The sequence below is a fragment of the Flavobacterium pectinovorum genome (assembly GCF_900142715.1).
GTDB classification, from domain to species: domain Bacteria; phylum Bacteroidota; class Bacteroidia; order Flavobacteriales; family Flavobacteriaceae; genus Flavobacterium; species Flavobacterium pectinovorum.
In genome coordinates this window covers 814,149-835,272 of sequence record NZ_FRBX01000001.1, presented here as the reverse complement: position 1 = coordinate 835,272, position 21,124 = coordinate 814,149, and the positions used below count along the sequence as shown (strand labels likewise).

Sequence of the window (21,124 nt, the reverse complement as noted above, 5' to 3'; positions counted from 1 at the left end):
TCAACAAATCTTAAAAAGAATCAAACAAAAACCAACTTCCAAATGGTTTTAACATTTATCAGGACTGATAAAAAAGTTTTAAATAGAAATAGGTTTTATTTTTGGATAATGATAAAATCAGAACGTCTGTTTAGTACATGTTCTGCATCTGTACATTTTACTCCATTTTTACATTTATTGATTAATCGGCTTTCGCCATAACCAATGGCACTTTCAATTCGAGAAGCATCAATATTTTGTGAAATAAGATAATCACGGGTTGATTTTGCTCGGTTATCTGAAAGTTTTAAGTTATAAGCGTCTTTTCCGCGAGAGTCTGTATGTGATTCAATTTTGATACGGATATTAGGAAACTTCTGCATGACGAAAACTACTTTTGTTAATTCTTCAACTGCCAAAGGGGTAATATCAGATTTGTCGTAATCAAAATAAATTGGGTTTACGTCGACTTTTTCGACTCCTTTTTTCTTCACAACCAAATCATCATAATTACTTAGTTCGAAATTAATGTTCGGAATTTCACCTTCATTTTCATTTGTAGTTTCTACCGTTTTTTCGTCGCTGCTGTAATTCGGTTTTGCTGCTATCATTTTAACTGTTTTTCCGCACGGAACTACCAATGCATATTTACCTTCAAAATTGGTTTTTACTTCTCCCAAAACATCGCTGAAAGAGTTGTATCCCATAATGGTAACATCTGTAAGCGGTTTTCTGGTTTTTCTGTCGATTGCAATTCCGGAAATAGTTTGGTTGCAAACCGGATCTCCTTTTATAAAGGAATAAATATCATCATCGCCTTTTCCTCCTTCTCTATTGGAAGACATATATCCTGCATGACCTGTTTTATCAATTATATAAGCAAAATCATCTTTATTACTGTTTATTGGAGGTCCGAGATTTTTTGGGCTTGAAAAACTTCCGTCAGGTAAAAATTTGCTTTCATAAATATCAAGATCTCCTAATCCGTAATGTCCGTCTGAAGAAAAATAGAGTATTCCTTTACTGAAATATGGAAAAACATCATTACCGATAGTATTAATTTTTGGTCCCAGGTTTTGTGGCGAACTCATTGTTCCGTCTGCTGCAATTTTTACAAAATACAAATCACTTTCACCAACTCCCCCTGGCATATCTGATGCAAAGAAAAGCCATTGTCCGTCTTCACTTAAAGAAGGGTGCCCAACTGAATACTCATTACTATTAAAAAATACGTTTTGAGGATTTTCCAGTTTATTTCCATCTAATGTTCCTTTTACGATTTGAAAATTATTGGTTTTTGTTTCGTCTACAACCAATTTATTCTTTTTGACAATATTAGTGGTATAATAAATTGTTTTTCCGCTGGCATCAAATGTGGCTGTTGCTTCATGATATTTTGACATAACGTTTGGTAAAAATACCGTTTCGTTAAACAAACTTGCATCGGCCGGGTTTCTTTCTGCAACATATAAATTCAGAAATGGCTGATTGTTCCAGGTATACAACTTTTCGCTAAATTTTGTAGTATCTCTTGCAGAGGTAAAAACAATTTTATCCTGAAAAAATGCGGTTCCAAAATCAGATTTACTGCTATTTATAGCGAGATTTTTTATTTCATAAAGCGATTTTGATTTTGAAAGACTGTCCAGTTGGTATTTTTGAACCAAGTATCGGTTGATCTCATTTTTATCGCCTTTTTTATCAAGATATTCTTTGGTAACTCTATTTGCTTCGTCATAGTCCATTACGGCTTTCATCGATTGAATATAACGCAAATAGTAGATGTCTGTTAAATTATTCCCTTGGGCTTCATATAACTTTTTGTACCATTTTAATGCATTTCTTGAATCGGAAATAAAGTAATACGAGTCTGCAGCATTTTTTAAAGTTTGTGCCGAAGGATTTTTGATGTTTGCCAAAATTTCTTCGTATGCTTTTGACGCATCAGCGTACGAATAATTTTTAAACAACGCGTCGGCCTTTTTTAAATTGGTAGTCTGAGCAAAACAAATCGTGAAGCTCAATACCAGGCTTAGGATATATAGTTTTTTCATAGGGTTTACTTTTAGAAGAATCGAGGAGATTTAATTTTACTTTCGCCTTTGTTAAACTGATAACGCAATATGATTTCGTGCGAACCGTCGTTGTATTTATTTAATTCGCTAACGGTGTAATCAAAAGCATATCCGATGTAAAAACTTCTGGAGATTTGAAAACCAGCCAGGATGCTTACAGAATCATCTGTTCTATAAGCTCCACCAATTACAAATTTTTCTGCAATCATAAAATTCGCCGAAACATCAGCAGTAAGCGGCGCTCCGCTCACTGCTTTTACTAAAAATGCAGGTTTGAATTTTAAATTAGGATTCAAATCAAAAACATACCCTCCCATTAAATAATAATGTAAACGATCATAATCTACTGATTCCTGTACATCATCATAATAGTTGTTTTCTATAAAATTAGGAATTGAAACTCCTAAATACCACTTATCAGTATAATAATAGATTCCTGCCCCAACCGCTAATTTCATTTGGTTGTCGATATTTTGGTTTAACAAAACATCGTTTTGGTTGTAATATCTTCCTTTAGACCAGTCTACATTTAGCATTCTCATACCGGCTTTAAGTCCAAAGGCTAATCTTTTTTCATAACCAAGAGGTACTGAATAGGCAAAATTTCCGTCAAGATAAAGTTCATCAGACGGGCCAATTTTGTCATTAACGACGCTTAATCCCAAACCGATATTTTCATTGGCAAGTGGTCCGTGAATCGAGAACGATTGTGTTTCTGGCGCACCATCAATACCAATCCATTGTGAACGATACAAAAGTGTTGCTTCTAAGGCTCCTGTAGACCCTGCATAAGCAGGGTTTACAGCCATAGTGTTATACATATATTGGGTATACTCCGGATCTTGTTGTGCACTTGCACTAAATGTTATAATAGAACATATTAAGATTAAATATGTTTCTAATGATTTTATATATAGTTTCATAACGATACTTATTTAGTTTATTAATTAGAGGATTAATTATGGTGCTTATCTCATGATAGATAACCATCCTTTTTTAACCTTTCCGTCTCCCATGTCTATCACATAAAAATAAGTACCTGTTGGCAACATATCTCCTCTATTTATAACTCCGGATACATTTGCTGTTCCGTCCCAATCGTTTTCATAACGTTTTTTGCTGTATACTAAAGCACCATATCTGTTATATACTTTTAATTCGTTGTTTGGATATGATTCGATACAATCAATTCTGAAAAGATCATTTGCTCCGTCACTATTTGGCGTGAACTCATTGTAAACCGTTAAACAAACTGGTTCTACAAAAGCTGAGGCCGTATTGTTTGTTGGATCAACATCTAAAGGAGTTGAAATTTCGATCGTTGATACGTTTGTATATTCACCGTTTGGCATCACAATTACTCTGATTTCAAGTGTTTCGCTTTCTCCTGCATTCAAAGTTGGAATTGTCCAAAGTCCGGTTAAAGGATCGTACACTCCGCTTGATGTAGAAGTTGAAACTAATTCATATCCACTAGGTATTAGATCACTAACAATTGTGTTGATAATAGTTCCTTCGCCAACATTATTGACGGTTATTGTAAATACTATTTCTTCACCAAAATTAGGAGTAGGATTACTAACTGTATTCGTTATTGTAAGATCTGAACATGTCGCTACTGTCACATTTAGTGTTTTTGTAGTAGTTTCATCGCATGTATTAATGTAGGTTACTGAAACTGTTCCTGTACCAACATCTCCCCATGAAATTGTTGCTGATCCGTCTGAGGTTCCTCCACCGGCAGTTATCGTTCCGGTTCCACTTGTAATTGACCAAACATAATCGGATTTTCCATTTGCTACTGAATAGGTTATACCTTGGAAAACACATGGTGTATCGTCACTTGCCGTAATTTGATACATTGCATCATTTATGAAACTAACCGCTATTGCTAAACGTGTTGCGTTGTCACAACCATTTGTTGTATTATTAACCGTTGTTGCATAATAGGTCGTTGCAGTAAGTGCTGTGTTGGCTGCTAATGGAGTTCCTCCTGTTGCAGTAGCATACCAAATTACATTTGGTTCATTTACCTGAATGCTAGCAACTGTTGGTGCTGCTGATAAACAAAATTCCTGTGTTGTATCTGTTGTAGTTACAACTTCCGGTGTATTTACATTTACTGTAACCAATAATCGTAGTGAATTTTCACATCCTATAGTACTTGAAATAGCTCCATAATATGTTCCTGTCACTAAAGCTGTTGTAGCTGGTATTACTGTACCACCAGTTGCAGTACTGTACCAAACTACATTTGCCTCATTAACCTGAATGTTGGCAACTGTTGGTGCATTTATTGAACAGAAATCCTGTGTATCATCTGTTGTTGTTGGTGTTGCGGTAGGATTGTTTATTGTTACTGTTACAAGTAATCTTGTAGTACTCTCACAACCTGAAACCGGATCTAAAATTCCTCCGTAGTAAATTCCGTTTGCCAAAGCTGTAGTTGATGGAATTGCAACTCCACCTGTAGGTGTGCTATACCAAACTACGTTTGCTTCGTTCACTTGAATATTAGCAACCGTTGGCGCATTAGAAATACAGAAATCCTGTGTGTCATCTGTTGTGGTTGGAGTAGCTGGATCTGTAACTGTAATTGTTACTGCTAAACGAACTGAGCTTTCACAACCTGTTACCGGATCTAAAATCGCTCCGTAATATACCCCGCTTGCTAAAACTGTGGTTGGTGCAAGTGCTGTTCCGCCTATTGCGGCACTGTACCAAACTACGTTGGCTTCGTTTACCTGAATGTTGGCAACTGTTGATGCATTTACCAAACAGAAATCTTGTGTATTATCTGTTGTGGTTGGTGTACCCGGATCTGTAACTGAAATTGTCACTGCTAAACGAACTGAACTTTCGCAACCTGTTACCGGATCTAAAATAGCTCCGTAATAAATTCCGTTTGCTAAAGCTGTAGTTGATGCTATTGCTACGCCACTTGTGGCAGTGCTGTACCAAACTACATTGGCTTCGTTCACCTGAATATTGGCTACTGTTGGTGCATTCACTAAACAGAAGTCCTGAGTGTCATCTGTAGTTGTTGGCGTTAATGGATCTGTAACCGTAATTGTTACTGCTAATCTTACAGCACTTTCACAACCTGTTACAGGATCTAGAATAGCTCCATAATAAATTCCGTTTGCCAAAGCTGTGGTTGGTGCAATAGCAACTCCGCCCGTTGCTGTGCTGTACCAAACTACATTTGCTTCGTTTACCTGAATATTGGCAACAGTTGATGCATTTACCAAACAGAAATCTTGTGTATCATCTGTTGTGGTTGGTGTACCCGGATCCGTAACTGAAATTGTTACTGCTAATCTTACAGCGCTTTCACAATTGGTTACCGGATCTAAAATAGCTCCGTAATAAACTCCGTTTGCCAAAGCTGTTGTTGGCGCAAGTGCAGTTCCGCCTGTGGCAGTACTGTACCAAACTACATTTGGTTCATTTACCTGAATATTGGCAACTGTTGGTGCATTTACCAAACAGAAATCTTGTGTATCATCTGTAGTAGTTGGCGTACCAGGATCGCTTACTGTAATTGTCACTGCTAAACGAACTGAACTTTCACAGCCTGTTACAGGATCTAAAATGGCTCCGTAATAAACTCCGTTTGCCAAAGCTGTAGTTGATGCTATTGCCGTTCCGCCTGTGGCAGTATTGTACCAAACTACATTTGGTTCGTTCACCTGAATATTGGCAACTGTTGGTGCATTCACCAAACAGAAGTCCTGAGTATCATCTGCTGTTGTTGGTGTTAATGGATCTGTAACGGTAATTGTTACCGCTAATCTTACTGCACTTTCACAACCTGTTACAGGATCTAGAATAGCTCCGTAGTAAATTCCATTTGCCAAAGCTGTAGTTGGTGCAATAGCAACTCCGCCCGTTGGTGTGCTGTACCAAACTACATTAGCTTCGTTTACCTGAATATTGGCAACTGTTGGCGCATTTACCAAACAGAAATCTTGTGTATCATCTGTTGTGGTTGGTGTACCCGGATCCGTAACTGAAATTGTTACTGCTAATCTTACAGCGCTTTCACAATTGGTTACCGGATCTAAAATAGCTCCGTAATAAATTCCGTTTGCCAAAGCTGTGGTTGGCGCAATTGCCACTCCGCCTGTTAAAGTGCTATACCAAACTACATTTGGCTCGTTTACCTGAATATTGGCAACTGTTGGTGCATTTACCAAACAGAAGTCCTGAGTGTCATCTGTTGTGGTTGGTGTGCCAGGATCTGTAACTGAAATTGTTACGGCTAAACGAACTGAACTTTCACAGCCTGTTACAGGATCTAAAATGGCTCCGTAATAAATTCCGTTTGCCAAAGCTGTTGTTGGTGCAAGTGCTGTTCCGCCTGTTGCTGTACTATACCAAACTACATTTGGTTCGTTCACCTGAATATTGGCAACCGTTGGTGCATTCACTAAACAGAAATCTTGTGTATCATCTGTAGTGGTTGGTGTTAATGGATCTGTAACCGTAATTGTTACTGCTAATCTTACAGCACTTTCACAACCTGTTACAGGATCTAGAATAGCTCCATAATAAATTCCGTTTGCCAACGCTGTAGTTGATGGAATTGCTACACCGCCTGTTGCAGTTGTATACCAAACTACATTTGCCTCGTTCACCTGAATATTGGCAACTGTTGGTGCATTTACCAAACAGAAATCTTGTGTATCATCTGTTGTGGTTGGTGTGCCAGGATCGGTAACGGTAATTGTCACTGCTAATCTTACAGCGCTTTCACAACCTGTTACAGGATCTAGAATAGCTCCGTAATAAATTCCGTTTGACAAAGCTGTTGTTGGTGCAAGGACTGTTCCACCTGTGGCAGTGCTGTACCAAACTACATTGGCTTCGTTTACCTGAATATTAGCAACTGTTGCTGCATTTACCAAACAGAAGTCTTGTGTATCATCTGTAGTAGTTGGCGTACCAGGATCGCTTAGTGTAATTGTCACTGCTAAACGAACTGAACTTTCACAGCCTGTTACAGGATCTAAAATGGCTCCGTAATAAACTCCGTTTGCCAAAGCGGTGGTTGGCGCAATTGCCACTCCGCCTGTTAAAGTGCTATACCAAACTACATTGGCTTCGTTTACCTGAATGTTGGCAACTGTTGGCGCATTCACCAAACAGAAATCCTGAGTATCATCTGTTGTGGTTGGTGTTAATGGATCTGTAACTGTAATTGTTACTGCTAATCTTACGGCGCTTTCACAATTTGTTACAGGATCTAGAATAGCTCCGTAATATATTCCATTTGCCAAAGCTGTAGTTGATGCTATTGCTACACCGCCTGTTGCAGTGCTATACCAAACTACATTGGCTTCGTTTACCTGAATATTGGCAACTGTTGGAGCATTTACCAAACAGAAGTCCTGTGTATCATCAGTTGTGGTTGGAGTACCCGGATCTGTAACGGTAATTGTCACTGCTAATCTTACAGCGCTTTCACAATTGGTTACAGGATCTAGAATAGCTCCGTAATAAACTCCGTTTGCCAAAGCTGTGGTTGGCGCAATTGCCACTCCGCCTGTTAAAGTGCTATACCAAACTACATTTGCTTCGTTTACCTGAATGTTGGCAACTGTTGGCGCATTCACTAAACAGAAATCTTGTGTATCATCTGTTGTGGTTGGTGTACCCGGATCCGTAACTGAAATTGTTACTGCTAAACGAACTGAACTTTCACAACCTGTTACAGGATCTAAAATGGCTCCGTAATAAATTCCGTTTGCCAAAGCGGTGGTTGGCGCAATTGCCACTCCGCCTGTTAAAGTGCTATACCAAACTACATTGGCTTCGTTTACCTGAATGTTGGCAACTGTTGGCGCATTCACCAAACAGAAATCCTGAGTATCATCTGTTGTGGTTGGTGTTAATGGATCTGTAACTGTAATTGTTACTGCTAATCTTACGGCGCTTTCACAATTGGTTACAGGATCTAGAATAGCTCCATAATAAATTCCGTTTGCCAAAGCTGTAGTTGATGGAATTGCTACACCGCCTGTTGCAGTGCTGTACCAAACTACATTGGCTTCGTTTACCTGAATATTGGCAACTGTTGGCGCATTTACCAAACAGAAGTCCTGTGTATCATCTGTTGTAGTTGGTGTACCCGGATCGTTTATTGTAATTGTTACTGCTAAACGAACTGAACTTTCGCAATTTGCTACAAGATCTAAAACAGCTCCATAGTAAACTCCATTTGCTAAAGCTGTTGTTGGAGGAATTGCTGTTCCGCCTGTGGCAGTACTGTACCAAACTACATTAGCTTCATTTACCTGAATATTGGCTACTGTTGGCGCATTTACTAAACAGAAATCTTGTGTATCATCTAGTGTAGTTGGTGTAAGAGGATCGTTTATTATTACAGTAGCAGCCTGAAGTGTTCCTGCAATGTTCTCGCAAGTTGTATCACTTGAAACGCCCACATAATAAGTAATCGGACTTACAGCACGGGTTAAACCTGTGATTGTTAAAACTCCGGCAGCATCAATTGTATAAGTTGCTCCACTTATTACAGCTCCATTTGTAATTGGTTGTGTTTTAGCATTATCTAAATACCATGTAAATACCGGATTTGTTAGTGTAGGTGCTGTTGGTGTCAATACCGCAGCTACATCATGACAAACTGTTATATCATCAACCGAAATATCAGTTTCATTTGATGGAGGCAATATTGTAAATGTTATTTGTTTTCTGTCTGCTTCAGCAGTTTGACAAAATTCATCTGAACTAACTCCTACATAATAAGTATATGTTCCGGGCACTAAACCAGTCACAACTAATTGTGGAGTTGTTTCTCCTGGAATTAACTGAGCTGTTGTTCCGTCAAAACTATACCAATAGTAAATTGGATTTGTTAAGGTTGCTGTTCCGCTTACGCTCGTTGCTAAAGTTACGGTTCCTGTTGGAGAACAAATTGAAGTTGTCAGAGCTCCGTTTAACGTAATATCTGTTAAAGCATTTTCAGGAGTTGAAGCGCTAACCTCAACAGTAACTTCTCCTCTTGCAAAAGTTTCGCAACCATAACGAACAGGCTGTACGTAGTATTTATAAATTCCTGCAGCCAATGTGCCTGGAATTGTATAAGTAACTCCCGTTGCTACTACAGAACCTCCCGTAGGCGAATCGTACCACTTATAAGTAGAACAGGCATCGGCCGGAATTTGCAGTGTGACAGGTGATCCCGGACAAACCGTTACTTTATTATTAAGATCGCTGCCTATGACTTTTGTATTTCCTACACGCTCAACAGTATGAACTCTAAGGAATTCTAAAACTCCTGCGACACCTCCAAAACGAATTCTCACACGATCATAAGGTTCTGGCTGAGAAGATACAAGTACCATTGACATTGTATTTCCCGGTAATAATCTTAAGCTTAAAAATGTACTTGTATTTTGAATAGGAGCTCCTACTGCAACATTACCTAAATAACGTTGAATCGTAAATCCTGTCAATAAATTAACATCTAATAAAACACCCGGTTTTGAAACCACTATTCTTAGTGTATCACTTGCAATTGCCGGTGTTTTAAATGCCACTGTTAAATCGGCTGCAGCCAAAGCCCCAACTCCGCTATACATCGTTGCAAAAGTTGTTATATCATTATCAGCAACATTAAAAGAATCAGTAACTCCAACTGTAGCAGTTAATGCTCCTATTGGAAGGCCTAAATCTGTTGCTCCATAATAAACATCCTGAATATCTCCAGGTGTACAAGTAACTGTAGGAACAGATATGTTGTAATAAGCATCAAATACTTTTGTATTTTGTGCAACACTTACTAGAGATGCTGACTGAATTCTTACCCCGTTATAATCTTGTGGCCCTGTACCATCTGCAGGAACAAAAGTATACTCAAAACTATTATCACCGGATAATAAATTTAATAGTGATCCCGAAACAGATTGTAAAGGTCCGATATCAACTCCGTTTAAAGTTCCAACTACTGATAGGTTTTGTCCCACCGCAACTGCACTATACTCAGATCCTAATTTAATAGTAACCGGAGTTCCTTTTGCAATATTTGCAGGCCAGGTTAAAGTTTGCCAGGTTGTACCAACTCCTAAAAGTCCTAATCCTGTTGTAATTGTTGAATAAGTTTGCGGATTACCATCAACAGCATTTGCTCCGTTGGTTACCCCTCCTGTTATAATAGAACCTGAAGTTTGCGCATTGGCATAAACTCTTTCTGTTAATGATTGACAAGTAGCAGGATTTATAACATTGATAGAAACTGTTCCTGTTATCGAACAATTCGCATTAGTGGCAACTACTGTATATGTGTATATACCCGGAGTATTTAAAACGCCTGTTGTAAACGGTGGTCCTGCCACTGGATTTCCTTGTGCATCAAACCAGGCCAAAGTTCCGTCTGATGTTGCATTTAATGCTACTGTAGATCCTACATTTACTGAAATTGAAGGTGTTACAACCAAACTTGGCAACGGATTAATAGTCACTGTTACTTGTAGAATAGCAGATGGACATGTAACACCGTTACCTTGAGCCTGAATTGAGTAAACACCACTTGTATTTATATTTGCTGCAGCATTTGCAGGTAAAACATTATTTGATGGATCGTAGAAAGTATATGTTGTGTTTCCTGATGTATCAAAACCTGTAATGGCATTTGCTAAATTTACAGTACCACAACCTACTAGAGGTGTACCAATTACAACTAAAGGCGTAACTGTTGGAAAATTAACCACTACTTCTTTTAAAGTATTGATATCATTATCGCAAGTTGCACTGTTTGAAACAGAAACATAATAATTATAAGGAGCTCCTGCAGCATTTAAACCTGCGATTGCTAATGCTCCCGTAGTTGGATCTTTCGTAAAAGTTACTCCCGGCTGCGCTGCAACAATAGTACCTGTTACGATTTCCTGTGTTTTAATCTGATCAGTATAATATCTAAATTGTGCTACTGCTAAAGGAGATGTAGGAGACAAAGTAACTTCTCCTGCACATGAAGCTTCCTGCGGACTTGGTATTGTTACATCTGCAGCAGTTGCAAATGGCGCCACAGTAACCGTTACAGGCTGACGAACGCTATTAGTACAAGCTCCGTCACGTGTTGCTTCTATATAATAAGTTGTTGTTGCTGTTAAATTTGGTGTAGTATATGATGCTGTAGCTGAAAGCTGAGTTCCTGCACTTGGAGCATCATACCAGCTAAATGTTTCACCTGCTACTGTTGAACTAGCTGCTAAAGTTGCCGGCTGTCCGCTACAAATTGAAGACGCAGCACCAGTAACTGTTGCAGGATTGAATCTGTAAGAAGCTCCGTAAATATCCAAACTTGTTAATAAAGTTGCCACTCCGCCCAGTCTAACTTCAACAGCTGTAAAAGGTCCTGCTGCCACAAAACTGGCTTTTAAACGCGTAGATGATAATAATTGAACATCAATTAATGATCCAACATTAACCTGATCTGCATTTGGAGTTCCTCCATTATAACTTCTTAAACTAATATAAGAAAGAGCAGTTACATTGGCAATTCCGGCTGGAATTCCTAATTCTACATCTATAATATCGCCCGCGTGTCCTGCTGTAGAAAATGTTAGCATTTGTTGTATGTAATCATTTACTAAACCAACAGGAACTGAAAGATTTGCTGCTGTTGCATCATTGGCATCAATAGAGTTTCCTTCATTAGCTGAGCTACATAATAAACATCCTGTAAGTCCACCTCTTGAAGTTACCTGAGCATTTACCTGTAAACAAGTGCTCACAGTGTTACTTATTATAACATTTATCGCCGTTCTTGTACTACTAATACAAGTTGAAGTTGTATTTCTTGCAGTTACATAATATGTTTGATTTGCTGTTAAGACAGGAGTTGTATAAGTAGCTGTTCCTGTTCCTCCAGCCAATACTGTTCCTCCAGTTGGCACATTATACCAATCAAATGTAACATTAGAGTCCGGACTTGATACTTGTAAAGTTGCAGTTTGCCCTGATTGAATAATTACACTAGATGAAGCTGCTATTGGTGCTGCCGGTAGAGGATTAACTGTTACAGTAACAGGAGTACGGGTTGCACTTGTACAGCTTCCAATTCCTGCTTCAACATAATAAGTTGTGTTGGCAGTTAAATTTGGTGTTGTAAAAGAATTTCCGGTAAATAATAAATTTCCGGCAGAAGCTGCATCATACCAAGTATATACAGTTCCTACAACTGGCGTATCTACATTTAATACTGTCGTCTGACCGCTACAAATTGTTGTACCTCCTGCAGCAATAACCGGAGCAACCGGATTATCAATTGATATTAATACCGGAAAACGCTCACTATTAACACAACCATTTCTTGCTATTTCTATATAATAGGTAGTTGGTGTTGTTAAAGCTGGTGTTGTATAAGCAGCTGTATTAGCAAGTGATGCACCGCCTGTTGCTACATTATACCAGTTAATAGTTTCTCCAACTGCAATATTAGCAACTAAAGTAGTCGTTTGTCCACTACAAATAGTTGTATTTCCTGCCACAGTTGGCGCTTTATATCTGTAAGTTGCCTGATAAATATCTACACTTGTTAAAACAGTGGCCAAGCCTCCTAATCGAATCTCAACACGATCAAAATTAGCACCTGCAACTACACTGGCTCTAAAACGATCACCTGATAATAATTGTAAAGTTACCAGTGGATTCGTAACTGATATTCTGTCATTATTATAAGTTGCTCCATTATAAGTTGCCAAACTAACCGCTCCTAATAATTGAAGATCAGCAAGTCCACCTGGCAATTCTAATTCTACATCAACAATATCACCCGCTTTGCCAGGATTATTAAATTGTAAGGTCTGTTGAACCCATCCGTTAATTAAACCAACGGGAATCGTAAGTCTAGCTGCTGTTGCGGTATTTCCGTCAACAGAGTTATTAGGATTAGTACTGCTACATAGCAAACATAAACCGTTTTGAAGTGTTTGCTGACTACCTGCTTCTAAACATCCTCCTAAAGCCGATGGTATAACTGTTACTGTTACAGGAACTCTTGTTGCACTTACGCAGTTTCCTGCCGCACTTTGAGCCTCAACATAAAAAGTTTTAGTAGCTACTAAAACCGGAGTTGTATAAGTTGGAGTATTTATAGCCAGTGCCGTTCCGCCTGTTGCAACATCATACCAATTTAATGTAACTCCTGCCTGAGGAGTTGCCGCGGTTAATGTCGCATTTTGTCCAGATTGAATGGTAACACTTTGCGTTAAAACCGTAGGAACAGCAGGAACAGCATTCGAAATTACATCTACCTGAGTTCTTGCAGGACTTAAACAGCTACCTATTGCAGCCTCAACATAAAAACTCGTAGTTCCCAAAGGAACTGTTGGAGAGTAAGTAGTTCCTGATGCTAAAGCCACACCTCCTGAACCTACATTATACCAATTGTAAGTAGTTCCCGGAATAGGATTAATTACTGATAATGTAGTTTGTTGTGTTGCGCCAGCCGAACAGATCGCCGTACCGGTTGTACTAATCGCCGGAGCAACAGGATTTGACACATTAACTACAACAGGTACACGTTCATTTCCTTCACAGCCCGCTGCTCTGGTAACACCAATATAATAAGTAGTATTAGCAGTTAAAACAGGCGTAGTATAAGAATTTGTAGTTGACAAAGCCGTAGTTGAAGTTGGTGAACTATACCAGGCTATTGTAGTTCCAGCTGCCGGAGTTGCTGTTAATGTAGTCGCATTTCCGGAGCAAATTGTTTGACTTAAACCTCCCGTTACTGTTGGAGGTACAAATTCTAAACGAACATCATAAATTCTTAAATCAGTCAGTACACTAACAAGCCCTCCTAACTGAATTTGAACCTGATTTGCAGGACCTGTCAAAGTATATCTTAATACTCCGATAGTGTTTCCCGGCAACAATGACAAATTAAGTAACGGATCATTAATCGCTACTGCAGAACCAACATTGGTACCATTTAATTTGGCCTGAACTGTACCCGAAGATAATAATGACAGATTAAGCAATCCGGCACCACTACCTATATACAAAACAATTTGATCGCCTGCACTTGCCGTTTGGTTAAGAACCAAAGTTTCCTGTGCAGAACACAACACTCCGACGACCGTACTCAGCGTTGCAAATGTCGTTAAGCCTGCGTCGTTATCGTAGGCCGCTGTAGGACTTGTTACACTTGTACCAAGGCAGATCCCGGAAACACTATTGGTGTTTGACACTGGTCTACAAAAGGTTTGCCCAAATGCATTATTACATAGAAGTAATAAAAAAAACAGCCCTAACAATCTCTTCTGAAAGAGGAGATTACAAAAAGTAAAGAATTTTTTCATAATTTGGAAGATTAGAAAATGGACAATAAAATACCTGTTGCGATAGGCACGTATGCCTAAGCAATTATAAAAAACGTTAATAATCAATTGATTAAATCAAATTTTAAAACCTTACCTAACTAAAATTTTAAATTAGATTTTGTAAAAAATTGTATTGTGCATATCAAAACACACTAAAGAGCATTTTTATCCACAACGAATAAAAAATGTTAAGCCTACATCTTTCGCGTAGGCATCTGTAGAGTTCGTTACATTTGAACCAATGCATACACCAGAAATACTATTCGTATTTGATGCTGGTTTACAAAAGGTCGGCTCAAATGCATTATTACATAGGAGTAATAAAAAAAATAGTCCTAACAATCTCTTCTGGAAGATGAGATTACAAAAAGTAAAGATTTTTTTCATAATTTGGAAGATTAGAAAATGGACAATAAAACACCTGTTGCGATAGGTACATATTATACCTAAGCAATCATAAAAAAAATTAATAATCAACTAGTTAAACCGAAATTTAAAACCTTACCTAACTAAAATTTTAAATTAGATTTTATAAAAAAATCATATTGTATAGTATATATCAAAATATACTAAAGAACACTTTTTATCCCAAACGAATAAAAGATGCCTCAAAACTTTTAGGAAATATTGATTTGAATCAATTTTCCAAACGGAGTGATTTGTACCTGCATTAATTTTCGTAAAGAAAATTATAGGCTAAGTAATACGGGGGGAAGTTTAATAATATAGAGTATGATTCAATATCATAGAAAGTTGATTAGGCGATCTACAAATTTGTTTATTTAGAATTTAGGTTCTAAAATTGAATCATGATTTTTTATGCAAAAACAAATTGAATTTAAAATGAAACACAACAATGCTGTTCATTAACAAACCCTCTACTGGGGTTTGGAAATAAAAAGCTTCTATTATGTTTAAAATTATAAAACAAATTTGCCAGTGAATTAAAAATGGATTTTGGAGTAAATTGAATTTTACCCAAAAGAGAAATAAATAAAAACAGAAGAATAAGAATACCTAATGCAAACTTGATAAAAAGAGTAAATTTCAATTCCATAAGTAAATGAATTAAGTTTATATTAAATCTTCAGCTTTTAATCAACCTCAAAAACAATAATTAAGTTCATTTTTTTTAAACCAATTCAATTATGCCTTTGCTGTTTGTTTTTTATTTCAAAAAGTACAAACACATTTTGTTTAACTTTTCTTTTACTAAAATTAAGAAAAACCTAAATATAAAACAAGTGCAAAACTCTTATTTTTTTTAAATCACCAAAATTAAAAAAAATAAAAAACCACGTATATATCAATAAAATCAATGTTTTAGGTCAAAAAAGGAACTGTTACAGAAATCATAAAAAAAACTACATTTTTTTATAAAAACATAAAAATGTAGGTTTATGATTACTTTTTTACTTTTGTAACATATTCAATATCAGGATAAGTATAAAAATTGAAAAGTAAAACCTACATAAACAACGGTAGTGAAGAAAATTTTAAACAATTCGAAAAAAACAGGTAAAAATACGGGGTAAAAAAAACAAAAAAGTTTAAACAAAAGTTAAACAACCTAAAAAAGGTAAATATTTTAACATCAACTATTTACCTTTTTTAATTTTAACTACAACGATTACGATTCAATAATCGTGTTAATTTGTTTAAAAAGTTGTCCGTCACTTAAAAAAGCTCCTTGTTGAATTAATTCAAATATTGAGGCATTTCTATCTTCAGTAAAAACTTTCTTACCTACTTTCATTTCGATTGTTTCAGTAAACATATTGTCGCTAAGCCATTGCAATCCTTCTTTCGTTAAAAAATCAGTATCCGGAACTAATGATTTTAATACTATTGATTGAACATGAGTTTCAAAACATTGAAACAAAAAGATGTGATTTTTAGAAAAATGCTCTAAAAATTCAGCTCTCGACAAAACACCTTCCCAAATTAAATCAGAAAAAACATCCAGCTCCTGCTCTGCCACTTCCGGCTTATTTTCCTTAATAGAATCCCACTCAGCTTTATCAATTGCCTGAGTTGCTAAAAAACTAGCAAATTCCGCATGCAATTCATCAAATTGCTCTTTTGTTAATCTTGCGTATTTCATTTATTTTTTCTTTGATTTAAACGCTTTAAAAAAGCTCTAACAGATTATTCAAATTTTAATCCATAAAAAAGCCCTCACAAATGCGAGGGCAAATTTATAACTTTTTTTTACTTCCTAGAAGATATATCTGATACCAAATTGAGCCTGCCATCTTGATGTTAAACTGGCATCATAACTAAACGTTTTGGTTTGTGTATTATTAAAGGTATAAGTTGGTGTATTTCCTGCAACTGTAACACCAATTGGCTGAACACTTGTAGGAACCTGAACAACTCCCCAATCAGAATTAAGTAAATTACCAAAATTTAAAATATCAATACTAAACTGGATCGTGTTCGTTTTTTCGGATGCAGAAGAAACTCTGAAATTATAATCCTGCAATAATTTAACATCACATCTTCCTCTCCATGGAGATATTGCTCCGTAACGCTCTGCATATTGCCCTCTTCTGTCCCTCATATATTTATCCTGAGAAATAAACTTATCAAAAGCTTCTCCTTGTCCTGGGGCGCTAAAATTCATCGTTGCAATTTCTGCAGTTGTAGGGATATAAATTAAATCATTAACACTTGAACCATCTCCGTTAATATCCCCTCCATAGGTATAATTAAAACGTCCGCCCTGAGCATATTCCAGAAAAGTAGAAACTGTTGTAGCCCATTTGTCTTTTCCGTATTTCCATTTTTTAGATGCAACCCCAATAAAACGATGATTATCTCCATATTTAGAATTCGAAAGTGCCGCAGTATTTACATTCCCTAATGCAGGATTAAAAGAAAAAGCATCTCCGGTAATTTCAGCTTCAATAGAGTTTACATCTTTTGATTTTAAATAATTATAAGCTACACTTGCATACAGACCGTTTTCAAAAGTTTTTTGCAATTTAACAGAAGCATTAAAAGCACTTCCTTTATCAGAATTTGTCATTACATAAGCATTGTTTGCTCCTTTATCTGCAGCAACATAAATGGCTCTGTTGTCAACACCGGCTAAAGTTCCGGTTGGAGGTTTTAATCCCCAGTTTTGAACCTGAACCGCATTTATATCTTTATTATAAGACAAATCAACCGTAACGATATAATTACTTTCAAATCTGTGATCAAATCCTAAACTACTTCTCCAGACTTGTGGCCATTTATAGTCCGGATCCATAATTTGAAAGAAACTATCATCAGCACCACTAACCTGGTTTCCTAACCAAACAAACGGAATTCTTCCTGTAAAAACTCCGGAACCTCCACGAAGTTGAGATGTCGCATCGCCTTTTACATCCCAGTTAAATCCAATTCTAGGCGACCAAAGAATTCTGTCACTTGGTAAATCTGTAGAAATCAATTTAACAGCCTGACCTGTCTGCGGATTATAATAATCAATACTATTATCTCTTCCAGAACCTCCATTATCAGTATCTATATATTTCTGAATCAAATCTGCTGTATTAAAATACAACGGTTTATCAATTCTTAAACCTACAGACAATTTAAAATCATCACTTACACTAATATCATCCTGTGCATAAAAGGCCAATTGTCCTACATTTAATTCCGCCAGTTTCCATCCACCATCAGTACCTACTTCAAAGTTACTTTTGGTATTAAAAACATCCTGAGCATATTGAAGGTTTTGCGCTATGATACTGGTTGCGTATGGTTGAGCAGCATCATTCAGAAAATCTTGTGTTGTGAAATAAGGAGTAAAAAAAGTTCCTGCATAACCATTGGGGTTTCCGAAGTTATCGTAACCACCCAGATTAAATGAATTTTTAAATCCGAATTTTTCAAAAGAAGTTCCAAAAGTAAAAGCATGTTTTCCAACTGTATAAGTCAAATTATTGGTGATTTGAATTACTTTTTGATCTAAAGTATTATTGATCGAAAATGGTTCATGACCAGCAATAATATAATTAGAACCCGCGCCATCCTGAATATTAATTACAGGAGCCGGAACAGAAAATGGAACTCTGTAGTCATTAAAATGCGAATATCCTGCCTGAAACTTATTCGAAACTTTCTCACTGAATTTTGAGTTTAATTCAACTAAAAAAGAACTTAAGTTATTATTAATTTGATATCCCGAATTTTGAAATTGTAAAATTGAGGCATTTGGTCCTCTAAAACCAAGAGCCGTTGGATGGGCAGGTTTATCTTTTGAAGCATCAAGGAAATTATAAATAACGGCCAATTTATGATTGTCACTGATATTCCAATCAACTTTAATAATTCCTTTATTTGAGTTTGATTCGTGAATAAAACCCTGATAAGCTCCTGTATTATATCCCAAACCTGCCAAAGCATTAGAAACCGCAATTAAATCAGACTCCAAAACTCTTGATTCGTTAATTCCTGTAACACCATCATTATTATTCGCAACGAAATTTGAACCTAAATCGCTTCTTTTATCAATTTCAAAATTCCCAAAAATGAATAATTTATCTTTAATAATAGGAGCTCCTAAACTAAAACCTGCCTGAGTTTGTTCTAGTGTTGGTACAAATATTTTTTCACCTTTAATTTTATCACCGGTCAAATCCTGATTTCTGTAAAAAGCATATGCAGTACCATGAAACTCATTTGTTCCGGATTTTGTAACTGCATTTACTGAAGCTCCGGTAAATCCGGATAAAGTAACATCATAAGGAGCAGTCGCTACCTGAATTTGTTCGATCGCATCTAATGAAATAGGCTGGGCACCTGTTTGCCCTCCAGGAGTTGCAGCATCCAGACCAAACGGATTATTGAATACCGCTCCGTTTAAAGAGTAATTATTGTATTGATCGTTTCTTCCTCCAAAAGATCCACCGCTTGCGGTTGGCTCCAAACGTGTAAAATCTTCTGCAGATCTCGAAATGGTTGGCAATGCCGTTAATTCTCTTCTGCCAATTGTAGTTTCAGCACCGGTTTTTCCGCTTTTAAAAACCTTGTCTTTAGCAACAACTTTTACTTCTTCCAGCGCCTGACTCGCATCAGCAAGCAGAACATCTATATTAAATGGTTTTCCTAAATCAAGATAGATATCATTATATTCCTGATCTTGAAAGCCCACAAAAGTTACTACAATTTTGTAAGGACCTCCAATTCTCATATTCAAAATATTAAACCTTCCATCTTCATTAGAAACGGCAGAATATTTACCTCCGGTTGGAGTATGAATGGCTAATATACTAGCACCGGGCAATAGTTCGTTGGTTGAACTTTTTACAATACCCTTAATACTCGAAGTAGTTGTTTGTCCCGTGACCGCGGTTAAGGCCAGCAAACATAACAATAATGCAAAGATTTTTTTCATTTTCTTAGTTTTGAGTGAGTTATTTCCCTCAAAATTAGACAAAAAAAAGCCACTCGTTAGAGTGGCTTTTATATTTTATTAACAAGAAGTTAACAAAATGTTATTTTTCAGCGATAATCTCGTATGGTAAATCAACGATAACATCTCTGTGTAAACGGATGCTAGCAGAATATTTTCCTGTACGTTTTACGATACCACTAGTGATGAATTTTCTATCAATAGCATTACCTGATTTCTCTAAAGCTTCAGCAATATCGATGTTTGTGATAGAACCAAAAAGTTTCTCTCCACCAGCTTTTGCAGTAAGTTTAATTTCAAGAGCTTTTAAAGTTTCAGCTAATGCTTTTGCATCAGCAACAACTTTAGCTTCTTTATGTGCTCTTTGTTTTAGGTTTTCAGCTAAAACTTTCTTTGCAGAAGGTGTAGCTAAATGCGCGAATCCTTGAGGAATTAAAAAGTTACGACCGTAACCAGCTTTAACTGATACTACATCATCTTTAAATCCTAAGTTTTGTACGTCTTGTTTTAAAATAAGTTCCATGTTGTTGTCCTTATATTTTAGAAGTTAGGTTCTGCATAACAGAAACCAGCGACTAGAGTTTTTAATTATTTTAATAAATCGGCCACGTATGGCATTAAAGCTAAGTGACGAGCTCTTTTTACAGCTACAGAAACTTTTCTTTGGTATTTTAATGAAGTTCCGGTTAAACGACGAGGAAGAATTTTTCCTTGCTCATTAACGAATTTCAATAAGAAATCAGCATCTTTATAATCGATATATTTGATTCCTGATTTTTTGAAACGACAGTACTTTTTAGTTTTGTTAGTTTCAATGTTTAAAGGCGTTAAATATCTGATATCTCCGTCTTTTTTTCCTTTTGCAGATTGCTCTATTGTAGACATAATAATTAAGCTTTAGTAGATTTTAATTTGGCTCTTCTTCTTTCAGCCCATGAAATAGCATGTTTGTCTAAACTTACAGTTAAGAAACGCATAACTCTTTCGTCACGTCTAAATTCAGTTTCAAAAGCAATTAGAACTTCTCCAGCTACTTTGAATTCGAATAAGTGATAAAAACCACTTTTTTTGTTTTGGATTTCGTAAGCCATTTTTTTCAGACCCCAATCCTCTTTCGATACCATTTCAGCTCCTCTACTAGTAAGAAATTCTTCAAATTTCGTTACTGTTTCCTTCACCTGAACCTCAGATAAAACGGGATTTAAAATGAAAACAGTTTCATAATGATTCATAAATACAATATTTATTTGTTAAAATTGGGTGCAAAAGTAATCATTATATTTAAATAAACAACTCTTTTTTACGTTTAT

8 protein-coding genes are annotated in these 21,124 nt (G+C 36.5%); all 8 read right to left on the bottom strand.

Annotation, left to right across the window (positions count from 1 at the left end):
• Nucleotides 1-95: 95 nt before the first annotated feature.
• A complete protein-coding gene (locus BUE22_RS03400) occupies nt 96-2,033 on the bottom strand; it encodes an OmpA family protein (protein WP_073393717.1) in 1,938 nt (645 codons plus the stop codon).
• Between the two features lie 11 nt (nt 2,034-2,044).
• Nucleotides 2,045-2,977, bottom strand: coding sequence for a PorP/SprF family type IX secretion system membrane protein (locus BUE22_RS03395; RefSeq protein WP_073393716.1), 933 nt, complete (start codon nt 2,975-2,977; stop codon nt 2,045-2,047).
• Between the two features lie 45 nt (nt 2,978-3,022).
• Nucleotides 3,023-14,275 carry an Ig-like domain-containing protein gene (locus tag BUE22_RS03390; protein WP_073393715.1) on the bottom strand — a complete coding sequence of 3,751 codons (11,253 nt, stop codon included), beginning with the start codon at nt 14,273-14,275 and terminating at the stop codon, nt 3,023-3,025.
• 1,762 nt (nt 14,276-16,037) lie between these two features.
• Nucleotides 16,038-16,511, bottom strand: a complete 474-nt coding sequence (locus BUE22_RS03380) for a DUF6495 family protein (RefSeq protein ID WP_042564341.1) — start codon at nt 16,509-16,511, stop codon at nt 16,038-16,040.
• A gap of 114 nt (nt 16,512-16,625) precedes the next feature.
• Nucleotides 16,626-19,796, bottom strand: a complete 3,171-nt coding sequence (locus BUE22_RS03375; RefSeq protein WP_073393713.1) for a TonB-dependent receptor — start codon at nt 19,794-19,796, stop codon at nt 16,626-16,628.
• A 100-nt stretch (nt 19,797-19,896) separates the two neighbouring features.
• Nucleotides 19,897-20,337, bottom strand: coding sequence for a 50S ribosomal protein L9 (gene rplI, locus BUE22_RS03370; RefSeq protein WP_042564339.1), 441 nt, complete (start codon nt 20,335-20,337; stop codon nt 19,897-19,899).
• A gap of 65 nt (nt 20,338-20,402) precedes the next feature.
• Nucleotides 20,403-20,699: a 30S ribosomal protein S18 gene (gene rpsR, locus BUE22_RS03365; protein ID WP_002987043.1), complete on the bottom strand. Its 297-nt coding sequence runs from the start codon at nt 20,697-20,699 to the stop codon at nt 20,403-20,405.
• A gap of 5 nt (nt 20,700-20,704) precedes the next feature.
• Nucleotides 20,705-21,046, bottom strand: coding sequence for a 30S ribosomal protein S6 (rpsF, locus tag BUE22_RS03360; protein ID WP_007810575.1), 342 nt, complete (start codon nt 21,044-21,046; stop codon nt 20,705-20,707).
• Nucleotides 21,047-21,124 lie beyond the last annotated feature (78 nt).

Bases quoted from the DNA above. Each gene is read 5' to 3' on its own strand.
- BUE22_RS03400 (WP_073393717.1), bottom strand. From the start codon at position 2,033: ATGAAAAAACTATATATCCTAAGCCTGGTATTGAGCTTCACGATTTGT.
- BUE22_RS03395 (WP_073393716.1), bottom strand. From the start codon at position 2,977: ATGAAACTATATATAAAATCATTAGAAACATATTTAATCTTAATATGT.
- BUE22_RS03380 (WP_042564341.1), bottom strand. From the start codon at position 16,511: ATGAAATACGCAAGATTAACAAAAGAGCAATTTGATGAATTGCATGCG.
- BUE22_RS03375 (WP_073393713.1), bottom strand. From the start codon at position 19,796: ATGAAAAAAATCTTTGCATTATTGTTATGTTTGCTGGCCTTAACCGCG.
- rplI (WP_042564339.1), bottom strand. From the start codon at position 20,337: ATGGAACTTATTTTAAAACAAGACGTACAAAACTTAGGATTTAAAGAT.
- rpsR (WP_002987043.1), bottom strand. From the start codon at position 20,699: ATGTCTACAATAGAGCAATCTGCAAAAGGAAAAAAAGACGGAGATATC.
- rpsF (WP_007810575.1), bottom strand. From the start codon at position 21,046: ATGAATCATTATGAAACTGTTTTCATTTTAAATCCCGTTTTATCTGAG.